Origin of the sequence: Microbaculum marinisediminis, from assembly GCF_025397915.1 — a bacterium.
Taxonomy (GTDB): Bacteria; Pseudomonadota; Alphaproteobacteria; order Rhizobiales; family Tepidamorphaceae; genus Microbaculum; species Microbaculum marinisediminis.
The window spans coordinates 36,755-53,263 of sequence record NZ_JALIDZ010000011.1 but is presented as its reverse complement, the minus strand read 5'-3'; the positions used below and the strand labels follow the sequence as shown (position 1 = coordinate 53,263).

Annotated in this window: 13 protein-coding genes; 9 read left to right on the top strand and 4 right to left on the bottom strand. The window is 65.7% G+C overall.

The window, feature by feature from the left end:
* Positions 1-9 precede the first annotated feature (9 nt).
* The 4 genes from MUB46_RS20365 to MUB46_RS20350 all read right to left on the bottom strand — a co-directional run bounded on the left by MUB46_RS20365 (position 10) and on the right by MUB46_RS20350 (position 5,662).
* A complete protein-coding gene (locus tag MUB46_RS20365) occupies positions 10-942 on the bottom strand; it encodes a 3-hydroxyacyl-CoA dehydrogenase (protein WP_261617808.1) in 933 nt (310 codons plus the stop codon).
* Between the two features lie 14 nt (positions 943-956).
* Positions 957-3,467 carry a branched-chain amino acid ABC transporter ATP-binding protein/permease gene (locus tag MUB46_RS20360; protein ID WP_261617807.1) on the bottom strand — a complete coding sequence of 837 codons (2,511 nt, stop codon included), beginning with the start codon at positions 3,465-3,467 and terminating at the stop codon, positions 957-959.
* Between the two features lie 4 nt (positions 3,468-3,471).
* A complete protein-coding gene (locus MUB46_RS20355) occupies positions 3,472-4,347 on the bottom strand; it encodes a branched-chain amino acid ABC transporter permease (protein ID WP_261617806.1) in 876 nt (291 codons plus the stop codon).
* A 70-nt stretch (positions 4,348-4,417) separates the two neighbouring features.
* Positions 4,418-5,662, bottom strand: a complete 1,245-nt coding sequence (locus tag MUB46_RS20350; RefSeq protein WP_261617805.1) for an ABC transporter substrate-binding protein — start codon at positions 5,660-5,662, stop codon at positions 4,418-4,420.
* A gap of 188 nt (positions 5,663-5,850) precedes the next feature.
* Here MUB46_RS20350 and MUB46_RS20345 point away from each other — a divergent pair, with 188 nt between their 5' ends.
* From MUB46_RS20345 to MUB46_RS20305, 9 genes are all read left to right on the top strand, one after another.
* A complete protein-coding gene (locus MUB46_RS20345) occupies positions 5,851-6,591 on the top strand; it encodes a GntR family transcriptional regulator (RefSeq protein ID WP_261617804.1) in 741 nt (246 codons plus the stop codon).
* Positions 6,588-7,355: an SDR family oxidoreductase gene (locus MUB46_RS20340; RefSeq protein WP_261617803.1), complete on the top strand. Its 768-nt coding sequence runs from the start codon at positions 6,588-6,590 to the stop codon at positions 7,353-7,355. The genes MUB46_RS20345 and MUB46_RS20340 overlap by 4 nt, the downstream gene beginning before the upstream one ends.
* Positions 7,356-7,958: 603 nt before the next feature.
* Positions 7,959-8,615 carry a GntR family transcriptional regulator gene (locus tag MUB46_RS20335; RefSeq protein WP_261617802.1) on the top strand — a complete coding sequence of 219 codons (657 nt, stop codon included), beginning with the start codon at positions 7,959-7,961 and terminating at the stop codon, positions 8,613-8,615.
* Between the two features lie 54 nt (positions 8,616-8,669).
* Entirely contained in the window at positions 8,670-9,944 is a 1,275-nt protein-coding gene (locus tag MUB46_RS20330; protein WP_261617801.1) for a CaiB/BaiF CoA transferase family protein, read from the top strand.
* Complete coding sequence (locus MUB46_RS20325; protein ID WP_261617800.1) at positions 9,941-11,515, top strand: acyl-CoA carboxylase subunit beta; 1,575 nt, start codon at positions 9,941-9,943, stop codon at positions 11,513-11,515. The genes MUB46_RS20330 and MUB46_RS20325 overlap by 4 nt, the downstream gene beginning before the upstream one ends.
* Positions 11,516-11,567: 52 nt before the next feature.
* The gene (locus MUB46_RS20320; RefSeq protein ID WP_261617799.1) at positions 11,568-11,789 is read left to right on the top strand and encodes a biotin/lipoyl-containing protein; all 222 of its coding nucleotides are present in this window, start codon (positions 11,568-11,570) and stop codon (positions 11,787-11,789) included.
* Entirely contained in the window at positions 11,786-13,378 is a 1,593-nt protein-coding gene (locus MUB46_RS20315; protein WP_261617798.1) for an acyl-CoA carboxylase subunit beta, read from the top strand. Before MUB46_RS20320 ends, MUB46_RS20315 begins: the two co-directional genes overlap by 4 nt.
* Before the next feature lie 107 nt (positions 13,379-13,485).
* Positions 13,486-14,472, top strand: coding sequence for a TAXI family TRAP transporter solute-binding subunit (locus MUB46_RS20310; protein ID WP_261617797.1), 987 nt, complete (start codon positions 13,486-13,488; stop codon positions 14,470-14,472).
* Between the two features lie 65 nt (positions 14,473-14,537).
* Positions 14,538-16,505 carry a TRAP transporter permease gene (locus MUB46_RS20305; RefSeq protein WP_261617796.1) on the top strand — a complete coding sequence of 656 codons (1,968 nt, stop codon included), beginning with the start codon at positions 14,538-14,540 and terminating at the stop codon, positions 16,503-16,505.
* The last annotated feature ends 4 nt before the right edge of the window (positions 16,506-16,509 follow it).

Here is a 16,509-nt window from a genome sequence, read left to right as displayed (position 1 = left end):
TCTCCTTGATTAAATCCGGTCGGCGGCAAGATGGCGGCGCAGCGCGGCAAGGCGCCGGTCGCGGCGATCCTGCCGGGCCCGTATGGTCTCGGGCGTGCGGTCCTGCGGCCACGTCGCGGCGATCTGCTCGGCGTTTTCGACCGAGAACACCTCCGGTCCGGCGGGGGCCTCGGCAAGGCGGCCATAGAAGCCACCGTATCGGGCGGCATAGTCGACGATGCCGCCGGGGGCATTCAGGTCGATGGTCTCGATCGGTCCCATGAGCGCCCAGCGAAGGCCCAGCCCGTCCTTGATCGTGGCGTCGAGCCCCTCGACCGAGACCACGCCTTCCCCGAGCAGCCGCAGGGCCTCGCCCAGCAGCGCCCCCTGCAGGCGGTTCAGGACGAAGCCGTCGCGCTCGCGGGTCATGCGGACGGGGACCTGGCCGATCTTTGCGTAGACCGCCTCGGCGCGATCCAGGGTCTCGGCCGCCGTCCAGGGGGCGGGGCAGAGCTCCACCACCGGCACGAGGTGCGGCGGGTTCACCGGGTGGCCGACGAGGCAGCGGGCGCGATGCGTCAGCGGCTCGGTAAAGCGCGACGGGACGATCGCGGATGTGGATGAGGCGATCACGGCTTGCGCCGGGGTGGCGGCGTCCAGCCTGGCGAAAAGCGCCTGCTTGACCTCGATCCGTTCCGGTCCGTTCTCCTGCACGAAATGCGCGCCGGCGACGGCATCCTCCAGCGTCGGGCGGGTCTCCATACGGGCGAGCGTGCCGTCGCGATCAGCAAGCAGTCCTTCTGCCACGAGGGTGTCGCAGAGCACGGCCATGTCCTCGGCGAACCGCTCCAGCACCCCGGGGTCGGCGTCCCAGACCCGCACCGCGTATCCGGCACGCGCGAAAAGCGCGGCCCATGAGCGGCCGATGAGGCCCGCACCGATGATGGCAACCGTTTCGGTCATGGATAGTCCTCTTGTCAGAGCCAGAGCACCTGGCGGCGTAGGTCGATATCGGTCGCCAGCGCGGCGGACGGTCCCTCGTGGATTATGCTGCCCCGTTCCAGTGCGACCGTGCGGTCCGACAGGGCGAGCGCGAGATCGAGATTGTGGTCCACGATGATGATGGAAACGTCCTGGCGCAGGGTGTCGAAGGTCTCGAAAAGCTGCTCCACGACTGCCGGGGACAGGCCTTCGAAGGGTTCGTCCAGCAGCAGGACGCGGGTGTCGCCCGACAGCGCCCGGGCCACCGCCGCCATCTGCTGTTCACCGCCCGACAGGTAGTCGGCGGGGATGTCGAGCCGTTCCTTGAGGCGGGGGAAGTACGAGAAAATGCGGTCCTGGGTCCAGTGCACTCCGTGGCCAGTATGACGCCGGATGCGGCCGAGTTCCAGGTTTTCCGCCACGGTCATCCCGGCGAACAGGCCTCGGCCTTGCGGAACGTAGGAAATCCCGGCGCGGGCCATCGCGGCGGAAGGCAGGCCCGATAGGGGCCGACCGTCCATGCGGATCTCGCCGCTGCCTACGGGAGCGATCCCGATGAGGGACTTGAGCAGCGTCGACTTGCCCGCCCCGTTGCGACCCAGCAGCGCGAGGATCTCGCCCTGCCGCAGATCGAAGGAGACGTCGTTGAGAATGTGGCTCTTGCCGTAACTCACGTTCACCTTGTCGAGCGACAGCACCACATCGTCGCGCATCGCACTCTCGCGCGGCCTGGCCGCAACGACGGAGGTGCCGGAGCCGATATAGACCTCCTGCACGCGTTTGTCCGCGCGTGCCTGCTTCACCGTGCCGTCGAGCAGGACCCGGCCTTCGTTCATCACCGTCACCTGGTCGGCGAGTTCGAAGACCCGGTCGATGTCATGTTCGACAAGCAGCACCGGAATGTCCGCGGACAGCGTCTTGAGCAGCACGCCGATCCGCTCCCGTTCGGCGACCGACAGGCCCGCCAATGGCTCGTCGGCCAGCAGGATGCAGGGGTGGTTGCCGAGTGCGAGGCCGAGGTCCAGGAGCCGCTGACCGCCGTAGGACAGCGAGGCGGCCTCGGCCTGTTCCATCCCGGCCAGACCGGCGTAGTCGAGGATCTGTGCCGTGCGGCTGTTGACCTCGTCGAGGTCGCGGGCGCGGATCAGCGGGTTCATGCGCCGCGGATCGCCTGCCTGCACGGCAAGGCGGATGTTTTCCTGCACGGTGAGCGAGGGGAACAGGTTGGTGATCTGGAAGCTCCGCCCGATGCCCGCCGCCGAGATCTCCTCGGGCGTGCGGCCGGAGAGCGGGGCGCCGGCCAGTCTCACGTCGCCCGCGTCGGGCTTGTAGAGACCCGAGAGCAGGTTGAAGGCGGTCGTCTTGCCCGCGCCGTTCGGGCCGATCAGCGCATGCAGCGAGCGGTCGCGCACCGAGATGTCGACGTCGTCCACGGCTTTCAGGCCGCCGAAGTGCTTGGAGATGCCCTTGGCCACAAGCAGGGGCCCGTCGACGTGGTCGGTGGGCTTGAGGAAGGCGGGCAGGGGGTGCACCTCGGCCTTGCGGCCGGCCATGGCGGCGCCGGTCTCGGCGGGCGGGTTGAAATGGCGGCCGATCTGGCCCGGGATGCCGATGAGGCCGTCGCGGGCGTAGAGCACGAAGACCATGAACACGAGGCCGAACCAGAGCAGCCAGTTGTCGGTGTAGATCGACAGGTATTCCCGGAACAGGATGTAGAACAGCGCGCCGACGGCGGGTCCGATAAAGCTGCGCATCCCGCCGATCACGACCATGGCCAGAAGCTCGCCCGAGAAGATGACGGACATCGGTTCGGCCGAAGTCATGCGGTTCTTGTAGAGCAGCAGCACGCCCGCCAGCGCCGTGATCGTGGCGGAGAGAACGAAGGCCGCGAGTTTGTAGCGGTCGACCTTGTAGCCCAGGAAGCGGGACCGCTGCTCGTTCTCGCGGATCGCGAGGAGCACGGTGCCCAGCGGCGAATTGTTGAAGCGCCAGAGCACGACGAGGACGGCGAAGGCGATGGCCGCGACCAGCCAGTAATAGGGCTGGGACATCTCGAAATCGAGACCGAAGAACGCCGGCCGGTCGATCCCGCCCAGACCGTTCTCGCCGCCCGTCACCTCGGTCCAGCGGAAGGCAATGCTGAAGCCGAGCGCGGAGAGCGCCAGCGTCATGAGCGAGAAGTAGACGCCGCGGCGGCGCAGGATCAGCGCGCCGAAGCCCGTGGCGACCACGGCGGTGAGCACCACGGCCACCAGCATCGGGATCCAGAAGGCCCCGCCCATGGCGAGCGAGGTCAGCCCGGCGATATAGGCGCCAAGCCCGAACCACGCGCCGTGGCCGAAGCTCACCAGGCCGGTGCGGCCGGCCAGGATGTTGAGGCCCATGCAGGCGAGGCCATAGACCACGACCTCGGTCGCCGACGTGTAGGTGAGGCCGGCGGCGAGGATGATGAAGGGCAGCACGATCAGCGCGACGCCCGCGACCAGAAGCGGATGACTGCGGATCATGGGGCTACTCGAAGCGGAGGATGCGCTCGCCCAGCAGCCCGCGCGGACGCAGCAGCAGGACGACGAACATCAGGAGATAGATGGCGGCGGTGGACCAGGACGACAGGCCGACGGCGACGAGAACGCCCTTGGTGAGGCCCACCAGGACGGCGGCGATGATGACGCCCCAGAAGGACCCGAGGCCCCCGATCACCACCACGACAAACGCCAGCGTGATGATCTCTGCCCCCATGGCGGGGTGGATTGTGTAGATGGGCGACAGCAGGACGCCGGCCAGGCCGGCAAGACCGATGCCGATGCCCGCCACCACGGAAAGGTAAGGCCGCAGCGAGATGCCGAGCGATCCCACGATCTCGGGATTCTGAACGCCGGCGCGGACGATCCGACCAAAGGACGTCCGGTTCAGAAGGACCCACAGCGCGGCCACGGAGGCGACCGCCACGGCGATCAGGAAGATGCGGTATCGCGAATAGATGAAGTCGCCGAGAAAGACCTGGCCGCGCAGGATATCGGGCATGTTGTAGCTTTGCGGCGAGGCACCGTAGATCCAGCGCAGCCCCTGTTCGATCACCATGGCGAGGCCGAAGGTCAGCAGCAGGGAATACAGCGGATCGACCCGGTAGAAGCGGGTGAAGAGCGACCGCTCCGTGAGCATCCCCAGCCCCGCGACGATCAGCGGAACGAGGATCAGCGCCCCGAAAAAGCCGACGTAAGGCGTGATCGTGATGGCGAGATAGGCGCCGATGGCGAAGAACGCCCCGTGCGCGAGGTTGATGATTCCGCCCAGCGAAAAGATCAGCGACAGCCCCAGCGCGATGAGCAGGTAGTAGGTGCCGTCGAGCAGCCCGTTCAGAACCTGCGCGATGAATGCCCCCAGCATGGTGGCGCGATGCCTCCCCGTCGATTGTCCTTGGAGTCGGGGGCGGAGCGTGCTCCGCCCCCGGATCGGCTCAGAGCGAGCAGGTGCCGCCGGTGACGCTCTGAGCGAGCGTTTCGAGCGGTTCGCCCGCGCCGGGGAGCGGCTCGGAGGTGGTGAAGATGTCCCACTCGTTCTTCACCTGGTCCGCCGGCAGCGCGGTAATGGCGTAGATCTCCTGGATGAGCTGGTGATCCTCGGGGCGGAAATAGCCCTTGCGGTTCTTCATCAGGTCGAACTGGGCCTCGGAGCTTTCGAGGTAGTCCACCAGCGCGTCGCCGGAGGCATCGCCCGCCGCCGCCACGGCTTGCGCCATGATGAGGCCGGCGTTGTAGTCGCCCCAGGCCTGGTTCTCGGGCGGCTTCTCGTAGGCATCGCTGAACGCCTTGACGAAGGCCTGGCTCGGGTCGTTCGGCACGAGGTGGTTCCAGACGTTGGGCCAGGTGCCGCGGAAGTTCTGCGCGCCCGCGGCCCATGCCGACACCGTGTCGAAGCCGAAGCCGCCGAGTGTGAAGTCGAGCCCGAACTCGCTGTACTGCTTGAAGAAGTTGGTGATCTGCGTTCCCGCGAGGTTCAGCGCCACGACGTCGGGCTCGGCCTGACGGATCTTCAGCAGGTAGGAGGAGAAGTCGGTGGCATCGGTCGGCACCAACTCGTCACCGACGAGATTGCCGCCATTGGCATCGAGGAAGGCCTTAGCCGCCGCCAACAGGTCGTGGCCGAAGGCATAGTCCGCCGTCATCGTGAACCAGTTCTTGCCGTCGACCAGGCCTTCACCCTTGAAGAACTGGCCCTCGGCGTTCACGTACATCGAGTTCTGCGTCTCGACGTGGAACATGTAGCGGTTGCAATCCTTCCCGCGCAGGCTGTCGGAGTTGCCGCCGGTGTTCACGAAACACTTCTTGTAGCGCGCCGCCACCTGGCTGATCGTGAGACACGAGGCGGAGGAGATCTCGCCGATGATCATGTCGACCTGATCGCGCTCGAACATGCGCTCGGCCTTGGTCGAGGCGGTCTGCGGGTTGACGCTGTCCTCCATGATGAGCTCGACCTGCCGCCCGCCGGCGCCACCGTTGGCGTTGATGTGCTCCACCGCCAGCTGGATGCCCATTTGGGCGTATTCGCCGAGCGGACCAAGGAAACCGGTGGTGGGGGTGAGGTGGCCGATCTTGAGCGGTGCGGATTGCGCGCGCAGATAGGCCGGGGCCGCGACGGTCAGCGCAAGACCGGCCGCACCCGTCAGCAGGAACTCCCTGCGGGTTTTGTTGGTGGTCGTCATGGAAATCCTCCTTGGAATCTTTTGATTGCGGATCGCACCGCATCGGGGGCGCATGATATTTCTGGCCGCGGTTCCTCCTCCGTCGGAAGATCAATGGTTGCAGGAGTTGCCGTCTCGCCCGATACTGTGTGATCTGAGATCACAGTTGCAGAGGGGTGCGCTGGGAGTCAACAGGAGTTAACGGATTCATGGGCCAGCCGCTTGACCAGCTACGCCCCGCCCGTCGGCAGACACTTTCCGATCAGGTGTTCGACACCCTGAGCGAGATGCTGTTGTCCGGAGCGCTGAAGCCGCGCGACCGCCTCTCCCTGAGGGATCTTGCCGAGCGACTCGAGGTCTCGATGATGCCGGTGCGCGAAGCCGTGAGTCGTCTGGCGGCCAGTGGCGCGCTGGAGGTTTCGCCCAAGCGGGCCGTGATGGTGCCGCTGATGACGGCGGCGGAATTCGCCGATCTGACCATGGTGCGGATGCTGAACGAGGGGCAGGCGGCGCGGCTTGCGGCAGAGCGTGCTTCCAAGACGGAGATCGCGGGGGTCATCGCTCTGGCGGAGCGGTTCGACGAGGTGCTGGACAGCGCCTACGGAAGTCCGGCGGCAGTGGCGGCGAACAAGGACCTGCATTTCGCGCTCTACCGCGCGGCGGGGTCGGATGTGCTGATGGAGCTGATCACCATGCTCTGGCTCAAGGCCGGGCCGATCATCAACTTCGACATCGGCGTGGCGGCGGGAGTGCCCGCCGACGAGGAGATGACACGGTCGCGCGGGCACCATTCGCGGTCGCATCACCGGATGCTCTGCGACGCGCTCACGGCGCGCGACGGAGCGGCGGCGGCGCACGCGGTGTCCGAGGACATTCGCGTTGCCTCCGAGCTCATTCGCGCCCAGGCGGGCATGGATACGGAAGACAGCAGGAGGAGGATCATCACGTGAACCTGGAACTGGAGGGGGCGCGCGTCATCGTGACCGCAGGTGCGCAGGGCATCGGCCGCGCCATCGTCGAGGCCTACCTGGCCGAGGGCGCACGGGTGGCCACCTGCGACATCGCCGAAGACGCGCTCGTGACGCTGCCGGACGACGTCTTTCGCATGCATGCCGACATGGGGGATGCAGGTCATATCGAGCGCTTCATGGTGGCGGCGCTGGATCACCTTGGCGGGTTGGATGTGCTGGTGAACAATGCCGGGATCGCTGGGCCGACCGGACCGGTCGATGAGATCGATCCCGCCGACTGGGACACGTGCCTCGCCGTCTGCCTGTCATCCCAGTTTCACTGTGTGCGCCATGCCGTCCCTGCCTTGCGCAAAAGCGACAACGCCTCGATCGTCAACCTGTCCTCCATCGCGGGGCGGCTCGGCTTTGCCATGCGCACGCCTTACGCCACGGCGAAATGGGGCGTGATCGGTTTCACCAAGTCGTTGTCGATCGAGCTCGGCCCGGACGGCATCCGCTGCAATGCCATCCTGCCCGGCATCGTTGCGGGAGACCGCCAGCGGCGGGTGCTCGAGGCCAAGGCCCAGCGAAGAGGGATGAGCTTCGAACAGATCGAGGCCGAGGCCTTCTCCTACACCTCAATCAAGCAATACGTGCAGCCCGACCAGATCGCAGACCAAATCCTCTTTGTCACGAGTCCACGCGGCCGGACGATCTCCGGGCAGGCGCTTTCGGTTTGCGGCGACAGCCGGATGCTGGCCTGAGGATCGGTTGGCGACGGGTTCCGTCCGGCGGGTCGTAGCCGACGGGTCGCAGCCGACCAGGCGTTGCCGCCGCGAGTGATCCCGGACGCCTCTGATGAATTCCCGGGAACCAGGGACATCTGATCAGTCGAGGTCCGGCGTCAGACCCGTGCCTCGGATATGGGCGCGACGCTGGCCCGGGTCACAAGGCAGGCGAGTCGCGCCTTGGGCGAGGTGACGATTGCCCGTTCAGCCATGTCCGTGGCGCCAGCGATCGTCACTTTGCGCTGAAATCCCGAAACTGCGGCAGGTCTCCCGGCTGTATGGCCTGGCTCGATCGCGCCTGGGCTGTGCGCGACGTTCCGACGTCCTGTTCAGGCGGAGTGCGTTTTTCGGTCCATTCCAGCCTCCTTCCTACTCAGAATGGAGGCCCGATTTGCTCCATCGGCGCGGACCAAATTTCTCAATCCAAGCCTGAACCGTTTCTCATCGGGGCGGTCGTCTAATATAATGTTATCACTCGTGAATACGTAATTGTCGATAACATTGTTGACAATATTGAAGACGCTGCATAGGGTCGCTGTCAATCAAGGCGGCGGTCCGGAGGCTGAGCCGGAGGAGCCGATGCCAAAGAACGCGAAAATGGGGGTGAACGAGGTTGTGAACGCGCTGCGGCAGAGAATTGTCGATCACGATCTGCCGCCGGGTTCGAAGCTTCGGGAAACCGCGCTTGCTGAGGAATTCAGCGTGTCGCGCCCGCGTCTGCGGGAGGCCTTCGGCATTCTGGAAGAGCGTGGCCTGATCGAGCGTGTCCGCAATCAGGGCGCGGTTGTCTCGCGGCTGAGTGTCGAACAGGTCAAGTCGCTCTTCGAAGTTCGCGAAGTGCTTGAGGCCCTCGCGGTCCGCCTGGCAACCGAGAATGCCAAGCCGGGCACCTGGGATGCGCTGCGGGAGCGGTTCGGCGCCCCGGCCGAGACGGCTTTGGCGAACAACGATCTCGATTTCTACGTCGAGAGCGTGAACCAGTTTCGCCAGCTCAGCTTCCACGAAGCGAAAAACGAGATCCTCTCGCAAAGCCTCGACATTCTCTACGACCGGTCGCGGGTGCTGATCCGCCGGCTCGTGCTCGTGCCCGGCCGGGCCGTGGCCGGAATGCTCGAACAGCGCGAGGTCCTCGACGCGATGATCGCCGGCAAGGCCGAGGAAGCGGAGGCCCTGAAGCGCGAGAACATCAGAAGCGCGCGTCGATGGTTCTCTGACTATCAGAAATTCCTGCTCTGACGGGCCGGTACGGAAAATCCACCTGACACCAGAACGAAGCCAGCCAGTGAATCGATGACCGAACCCGCAAGCCGCCCCAAGTCCCGTCCTCTCGATGGTTGCCGTGTGATCGAACTCGGTTCGACGGTGGCCGGCCCGTTCTGCGCACGGCTGCTGGCGGATTTCGGGGCGGATGTCATCAAGGTCGAGCAGCGCGAGGGCGATGCCGTCCGGTCGATGGGCAAGCGGGCCAAGGGGCGCTCCCTCTATGCCGCGTCGATCCTCAGGAACAAACGCAACGTCTCGGTCGATCTGCGCCGGCCCGAGGGTCAGAACCTCGTGAAGGCGCTGTGTTCGACGGCCGACATCGTCATCGAGAACTTCAAGCCCGGAACGCTGGAGCGGTGGGGTCTGTCCTACGACGACCTGAAAGCCGTCAATCCCGGCATCGTTCTCGTCCGGATTTCCGGATACGGGCAGGACGGCCCCTACAGCAAGCGGCCCGGCTACGGCGTTATCTGCGAAGCCGTCAGCGGCATGCGCGAGATCACGGGCGACCCGGATCGCCCGCCCGCCCGGGTCGCGGTTTCCCTGACCGACTACATCACCGGCCTCTACGCGGCGTTCGGTGCGGTGATCGCCCTGCTGGCGCGCGAAAAGTGCGGCGTCGGACAGGTCGTCGACGCTTCGCTGTACGAGGCCGCCTTCAGCTTCATGGAGCCGCATGTGCCGGCGTACCAGCAGCTCGGCGCCATCGCGCGGCGCGCCGGCCCCCGCCTGCCGGACAACACGCCCAATTCGCTGTACCCGACCGCGGACGGCCGCTTCATCCATATCACCGCGATCAGCAACTCGGTGTTCCGTCGGCTCTGCGAGGCGATGGGCAGGCCGGAACTGGCCGCCGATCCGCGGTTTGTCGACGGTGTCTCGCGTACCGCGCATGAGGACGAACTCGACGGGATCATCGGCACCTGGACGGGCTCGGCGCCGCTGGACGAGGTCGAGGCCAAGCTGCACGACGCCGATGTACCGGCCGCGCGGATCTATGACATGCGCGACATCTTCGCCGACGCGCACTACGCCGCGCGCAACACCATCGTGCAGCCGGAAGATCCGGTTCTCGGCCCGGTGGCAATGGCCAACGTGACGCCGCGCCTCTCCGCCACGCCCGGAAAGGTGGAGTGGCCGGGCCGCGCCATCGGGGCCGATACGCTGTCCGTCTTCCAGAACGAGCTCGGCCTGACTTCGGAGGCGATTGCCGACCTCCTCGAAGCCGGCGTGCTGTTTGCGGGGGACGATGAACCTGCCTCCCAGCGGGAGGACCATTCGATGACGGGAGACGCACTTTGAACCTGGACGTCCAAGCAGCCGCCGGCGAGCCGGCTATCGACGACGAGCTTTCCCGTCGTGAAAGTCATGCGCTTGCAATGGGTGGCCCCGACAAGATCCGCCGCCGTGCCGAGGCGGGGCTGCTGAATGCGCGCGAACGTGTCGATCGCCTGATTGATCCCGGGTCGTTCCGCGAGATCGGCCTGCTGGGCGTTTCGAGCGCCGTGGAAGCCGACCGGCACAAGACGCCGGCGGACGGCAAGGTGACCGGCTACGCTCGGATGGGCGGCCGCAGAATCGCCGTCGTATCGAACGATTTCACGGTCAAGGGCGCCTCGTCGAGCATGACGAACATGCGCAAGATCGGGCACGTGAAGCGCGTGGCCACCGAACGCGGCATGCCGATCGTCTGGTTCGGGGAATCTTCCGGCGCGCGGATGCCCGACAACATGGGCGCGCGCGGCATGGGCACCATGCTGGGCAACGATCCGACGCAGTATATCCGTGATCGCAAGACCCCCTGGGCGTCGGCGGTTCTGGGCCAGTGCTTCGGCTCGTCCGCCTGGTATGCCTGCCTGTCGGACTTCACCGTGATGCGGAAGGGCGCCGTTCTTGCGGTGGCGAGCCACGGGCTTGCGTCGCTTGCCATCGGCCAGACCGTCGAGCCAGAGGATCTGGGCGGCTGGAAGCTGCATTCGGAGAAAACGGGGCTGATCGATCGCGTCGTCGAGAGCGACGAAGAGGCGGTCGAAGAGATCCGGACGTTCCTGTCCTACCTGCCGGCGCATTGCAACGAGGCTCCGCCCTGCATGGAGCCGCCGGACGAGCGGTCGGACGCGCTCCGCGCCGCGCGCGAGCGCATCACCCGGCTGGTCCCGGAAAGCCGCCGTCAGGGCTATGACGTGCGCAAGGTCATCGAGGCCCTGGCCGATCCGGACTCGTACTTCGAGCTCAAGCCGCGCTTCGGCCGCGTCGCGTCGACGGGACTTGCCCGGATGGGGGGACGCCCGGTCGGGTTCGTCGCCAACAACCCGATGTTCAAGGCCGGCGCACTCGACGTTGATGCCTGCGAGAAGATCACGCGCTTCCTGGTGATGTGCGATTCCTTCAACATCCCGATCGTCCTTCTGGTCGACACGCCGGGCTTCGTGATCGGCATCGAGGGCGAACGCCGCAAGGCGCCGGGCAAGATCATGAACTTCATGTCGGCGCTTCAACTGTGCACCGTGCCCAAGCTGTCGATCATCCTGCGGAAGAGCTACGGGCAGGCGTACCTGAACATGGGCGGCGGCCGGAATTCCGACGAGGTGGCCGCCTGGCCCTCCGCCGAGGTGAGTTTCATGGACCCGGCCTATTCGGTGGACGTGGTGACCTGGGGGCGCGACGTCGGCGAGGCCGAACGAGAGCGCCTGCGCCAGCAGATGGAACAGGATTCGGGCGTCTTCGGGCTGGCCGAGATCAATGCCGTCCAGTCGGTGATCCGCCCCGAAAACACCCGCGACTACCTGCTGGACATGCTCGAAATCCATACCGCGCGCCTGTCGAAGGGCATCGGACAGCACCGCATGGCCACCTGGCCCACCACGTTTTGATCGTTGGCGCGGGGCTCCGGTCCCGCGGCTTTTTCAGGGAAGAGAGAGGCGAATGGCGAACGAAGAAGTTTTGGCACCGGTCAGCGGCTCGGTGTGGAAGGTCGAGTGCACGGTGGGGCAGGACGTGAACGAGGGCGACATCCTGATGATCCTCGAATCCATGAAGATGGAAATTCCGGTGGAAGCGCCGGCGACCGGCAAGGTCAGCAGCCTCACCGTCGCCGAAGGCGATGCCGTCGATGAGGACGCGGTACTTGGTGTGATCGCCAAATGACGGATCACGAACGCCCATCGCAGCCCGGGATCGAGGATCTGCTCGACGAACTCAGCTTCCGCCGCGAGGAGGCGCTGAAGATGGGCGGCGACGTCGCGATCGAGCGCCAGCATGCCGCCGGCCGCCTGACGGTCCGCGAACGGATCGCGCAACTTGGTGACCGCGACAGTTTCCAGGAGATCGGCGGGCTGGCCGGCACGGGGCACTACGACGCCGACGAGACGCTGCAATCCGTTACGCCTGCGCCTTATGTCGGGGGCACCGTCACGATCGATTCCCGCACCGTCGTCGTCGGTGGCGAAGACTTCACCGTTCGCGGCGGCACGACCTTCAGCGCCACAAGGCGCAAGGGCGGCCAGGGCGGGCTGGTCGAGGACTTCGCCTTCCACTATCGCCTGCCGCTGGTCAATCTCATCGACGGCGCCGGGGGCACGGTCAGCTCGATCGAGAAACGGCGGCACACAGTCTTTCCCGGCGTGCATGGCTTCGAGCGTTCGGTCTCGCTCCTGGGACAATCGCCGGTCGCCTCCGCCGTCCTCGGTACCGCTGCCGGAGGACCGGCGGGAAGGGCGATCCTGTCGCACTTCTCCATCATGGTCCGCGGGTCGAGCCAGATTTTCGCCGCCGGCCCGCCCGTGGTTAAGCGCTCGCTCGGCCAGGTGATCGACAAGGAGGATCTCGGCGGTGCCGCGGTTGCCGTCGACAAGGCCGGAACGATCCACAACGCCGCAGACACCGAGGCCGAGGCTCTCGAGCAGATCCGCCGTTTCCTCAGCTTCATGCCGCAGAACGTCTGGGAGATGCCGCCCGTGACGCCCTGCGACGATCCCGTCGACCGTTGCGAGGACGGTCTGCGCACGATCGTTCCGTCACGTCGCACGCAGGCGTTCAACGTCCGGAAGCTGATCGACATGATCGTGGACCGCGGCTCGGCGTTCGAGATCCAGCCGACCCACGCCAAGTCCGTGGTCACGACTCTCGCGCGCTTCAATGGCCGGCCCGCCGGGATCGTCGCCAACAATCCGATGGTCTACGGCGGTGCGATGGACGACAAGTCCGCGCGCAAGCAGATCCGCTTCATGCAGCTCTGCGACACGTTCCACCTGCCGCTGATCTTTCTGGTGGACGTGCCCGGTTTCATGGTTGGGCTCCGCGCAGAGGAGAACGCGACCCTTCTCGAAGGAATGCGGGTCGTACACGCCGCCGCCGGGATCAGCGTGCCGACGACCACTCTTGTTATCCGCAAGTGCTACGGCATGGCGGGCATGGCGACCTGCAACAAGAACGGCGTCGACTACAAGCTGGCCTGGCCGACCGCCGAATGGGGCTCGCTTCCGATCGAGGGCGGTGTTGCGGCCGCCTTTCGCCGCGAGATCCAGGACGCGGACGATCCTGCGGCCAAGGAAAAGGAAATCGAAGCCCGGCTCCGGCCCTTCGCCTCGCCGTTCCGTACCGCGGAAGCCTTTGCCGTGGAAGACATTATCGATCCACGGGAAACCCGGCCGGTGCTCTGCCGGCTGGTTGAGCTGGCGGAGGTTCCGATCCGTCAGAACCTCGGTCCAAGAAAGGTGTTCAACTTCATGCCGTGACCGAACGTCGTGCGGGAATGGGGGCGCACGGCGGAGACAACCAAACCGCGATGAGATGATCCAAAGGGTCACGGCCATCGCATCATAGAGAACTGGGAGGAACTACGATGTTCAATACACGGACTTTGGCGCTGTCGGCGTCACTCGCGCTCGCAGCCGGCATGGCGACGCAGGCCATGGCGCAAGACCGGCTCGCGTTCGGCTCGACCGCGCAGAGCTCGGTTCACTACACCTACGCGGTCGCGGCCGCCAAGGCGATCAACGACAACGAAGACGATCTCGATGTGACCGTCATCGTCACCGGCGGTGCGGTCGACAACCTGGCGCGGCTCGCCAGGGATCAGATCGACATGGGGCTGGGGACCTACGCGACGATCTATCAGGCCTACAAGGGCATCGGGAAGTTCGAGGGCAAGGCGATGCCGAACCTCCGCGGTCTGTGGGTCCACTCCCCGGCCACGCAAGCCTGGGTCGTCCGCGAGGATAGCGGCGTTACCAGCCTTCCGGAACTCGCGGGCAAACCCTTCACGCCGGGCCAGCGCGGCTCGGCCACCGAGCAGCTCTCCATCCAGATGCTGGAAGTGCTGGGCGTCCAGCCGGACATGCAGCGGCTGACCCTGAGCGATGCCGTCGATGCCGTGAAGGACGGGCGCTCGATCGGTTACGTCAAGGCGGGCGGGGCCGGAACGATCGACGGGACGACCATGGAGCTTAGGGCCTTCACACCGATCCGGATGCTCAGCTTCACCGAGGACGAGAAAGCCAAGGTGCAGGAGGCGCTGCCGTTCATCAGCTTTGCCTCCTACGACGACGGCGAGGTCGAGGATTTCCCCGCGTTTACCGTTCCGGTTCAGGTGATCGGCCAGTTCACCACCAGCGACGCGATGAGCGAGGAGCAGGTCATGAAACTACTCGCGGCCATCGCAGACAATCCGGACGTGCAGACCAACGCGTTCCCCGGATTCGGCGATATCGACGTGCTGCAGGACAGCGTGGACCTGATCAACATCCCGCTTCATGCCGGTGCCGTGAAGTTCTACCAGTCGCGCGGCATCGACGTTCCGGATGCCCTGATCCCGCCTGAGATGAAGTGATTGAAGTGCGGCCCCCGGATTCGGGGGCCGCTCCTTTCAACGCGTTATCGAAAGTAGATCAGACCATGACCGATCTCGCAGAGACCGGACCGGCGGACACCGCAAAATCCGGCGCCGAGAGCGCTGTGGGCAAGGCACTGCTCGTCCTGAGCCTTCTGCTGATTGCCTTCCACGTATACACGGCAGGTTTCGGCCAGTTCCAGCCGCTGGTGCAGCGCTCGGCGCATGTCGGCCTTGGCCTGATGATCGCCTACCTGTCGTTCGGCCGCATCGGCAATCGGGCCGACGGGGTGTTTGCGAGCCGTTTCGGATTGGTCCTGCGCTTGGCCGGCGCCGCGCTTGCCGGGGCGATCTGCATCTACATCCTGTCTCAGGAACAGAGGATCACCGAATCCTTCGGCATCATCGCCACGCCATTCGAAATCGGCGCGGCATTCGCCATCATCCTTCTGATTCTTGTCGCCGCCTATCAGACGACCGGCCCGGCGTTGCCGATCCTCGCCGTGCTGGCGCTCGCCTACGCCCTTCTGGGCGATCTGATCCAGGGATCCTGGGGGCACACCGGTTTCTCCGTGTCCTATCTCGTCGAGTACCTGTTTCTCGGGACCGAGGGGATCTGGGGCATGGTGACCGGCCTGTCGGCAAACCTGATCGCGATCTTCATCATCTTCGGCTCGGTGCTTCTGGCCACCGGCGGCGCACAGAGCTTCATGGACATCGCCCTGCTGGTCGCCGGGCGCAAGCCGGGCGGGGCGGCGAAGGTGGCGACCGTCTCCAGCGCGCTGTTCGGCATGCTGAACGGCGCGGCTGTCGCGAACGTCGCGACGACCGGCAATTTCACGATTCCCGCGATGAAACGACTTGGCTACCGGCCAAGCTTCGCGGGCGCAGTGGAGGCGACGGCGTCTTCCGGCGGACAGCTCACGCCGCCGATCATGGGTGCGGGCGCCTTCGTCATGGCGGAGCTTCTGGGCATTCCGTATCTCGACGTCGTCTACGCCGCGATCATTCCCGCCCTGCTGTTCTTCGCCTGCGTCTGGTTCTCGGTGGAGATCGAGGCGCGGCGCGAGGACATGAAGCCATTCGACGACGCCGATATGCCGTCCTGGCGCGAAGTGCTGGTGCCGGCGCGGATTCTCCCGCTCGCCCTCACGCTGACGGTGACGCTCGGGGCCATGTTTGCCGGGCGCACGCCAAGCCTCGCGGCGTTCTATGGCATCGTCACGAATGTCGTCCTGTTCATCGTTTTCGGCGGTTTCGATCTGAAAGAGCAGCGGGACCGGTTTCGGGCGCTTCTCGACGGGGCGCTTCTCGCAGCCGGGAGCATCGTCAGCATCCTCGCTCTGCTTGTCTGCGCGCAGATCGTCCTGTCGCTGATCGGGCTTACCGGCGTCGGGATCAAGCTGAGCGAAAGCATCATGGGGGTAGAGGCCTCCAGCGGCCTCCTCGTCGGGACGATCTTCGCGATGATCGTCTCCCTGATCCTGGGGATGGGGATGCCGACGACGGCGGCCTACCTTCTCGCCGCCGCGGTCGTGGCGCCCGCTCTGATCGAGCTGGGGCTCGAGCCGATGATCGCGCATTTCTTCGTCTTCTATTCGGCGCTCCTGTCCGCTCTGACCCCGCCGGTGTGCACCGCCGTGTTCGCGGCGGCGGTCATCGCGAAGACCCATTGGTGGCCGATCTGTCTTGCCGCCGTGAAGCTCGCCGCGATGAAGTACATCCTGCCGTTCTTCTTCGTGTTCCGCGAAGCGGTGCTTCTGAAAGGGGACCCGACCGAGATCGTCTGGGCCGGGATCATGGGGCTGGTGGCCTCCATGCTGCTGGCGATCGCGACGGGACGATATTACCTGCGGCCGATCCCCTGGCCGGTAGCGGCCGGCCTGTTTGTCATCGGCGTTGCCGTCGCATCCGGTAACTGGCTCGCCGATGTTATCGCCATCGGTGCGCTGCTCGGCCTCATGGTCGTGCAACGCCTGCAGATCGCGCGAGCGAAGGTGTCGGAAGACGGCAGCCCGTCCGTACGGGCGTAGGTGG

Coding starts and splice junctions, on each gene's coding strand:
- MUB46_RS20315 (WP_261617798.1), top strand. CDS start 11,786: ATGACGGATCACGAACGCCCATCGCAGCCCGGGATCGAGGATCTGCTC.
- MUB46_RS20335 (WP_261617802.1), top strand. CDS start 7,959: ATGCCAAAGAACGCGAAAATGGGGGTGAACGAGGTTGTGAACGCGCTG.
- MUB46_RS20350 (WP_261617805.1), bottom strand. CDS start 5,662: ATGACGACCACCAACAAAACCCGCAGGGAGTTCCTGCTGACGGGTGCG.
- MUB46_RS20320 (WP_261617799.1), top strand. CDS start 11,568: ATGGCGAACGAAGAAGTTTTGGCACCGGTCAGCGGCTCGGTGTGGAAG.
- MUB46_RS20360 (WP_261617807.1), bottom strand. CDS start 3,467: ATGATCCGCAGTCATCCGCTTCTGGTCGCGGGCGTCGCGCTGATCGTG.
- MUB46_RS20355 (WP_261617806.1), bottom strand. CDS start 4,347: ATGCTGGGGGCATTCATCGCGCAGGTTCTGAACGGGCTGCTCGACGGC.
- MUB46_RS20310 (WP_261617797.1), top strand. CDS start 13,486: ATGTTCAATACACGGACTTTGGCGCTGTCGGCGTCACTCGCGCTCGCA.
- MUB46_RS20330 (WP_261617801.1), top strand. CDS start 8,670: ATGACCGAACCCGCAAGCCGCCCCAAGTCCCGTCCTCTCGATGGTTGC.
- MUB46_RS20305 (WP_261617796.1), top strand. CDS start 14,538: ATGACCGATCTCGCAGAGACCGGACCGGCGGACACCGCAAAATCCGGC.
- MUB46_RS20345 (WP_261617804.1), top strand. CDS start 5,851: ATGGGCCAGCCGCTTGACCAGCTACGCCCCGCCCGTCGGCAGACACTT.
- MUB46_RS20365 (WP_261617808.1), bottom strand. CDS start 942: ATGACCGAAACGGTTGCCATCATCGGTGCGGGCCTCATCGGCCGCTCA.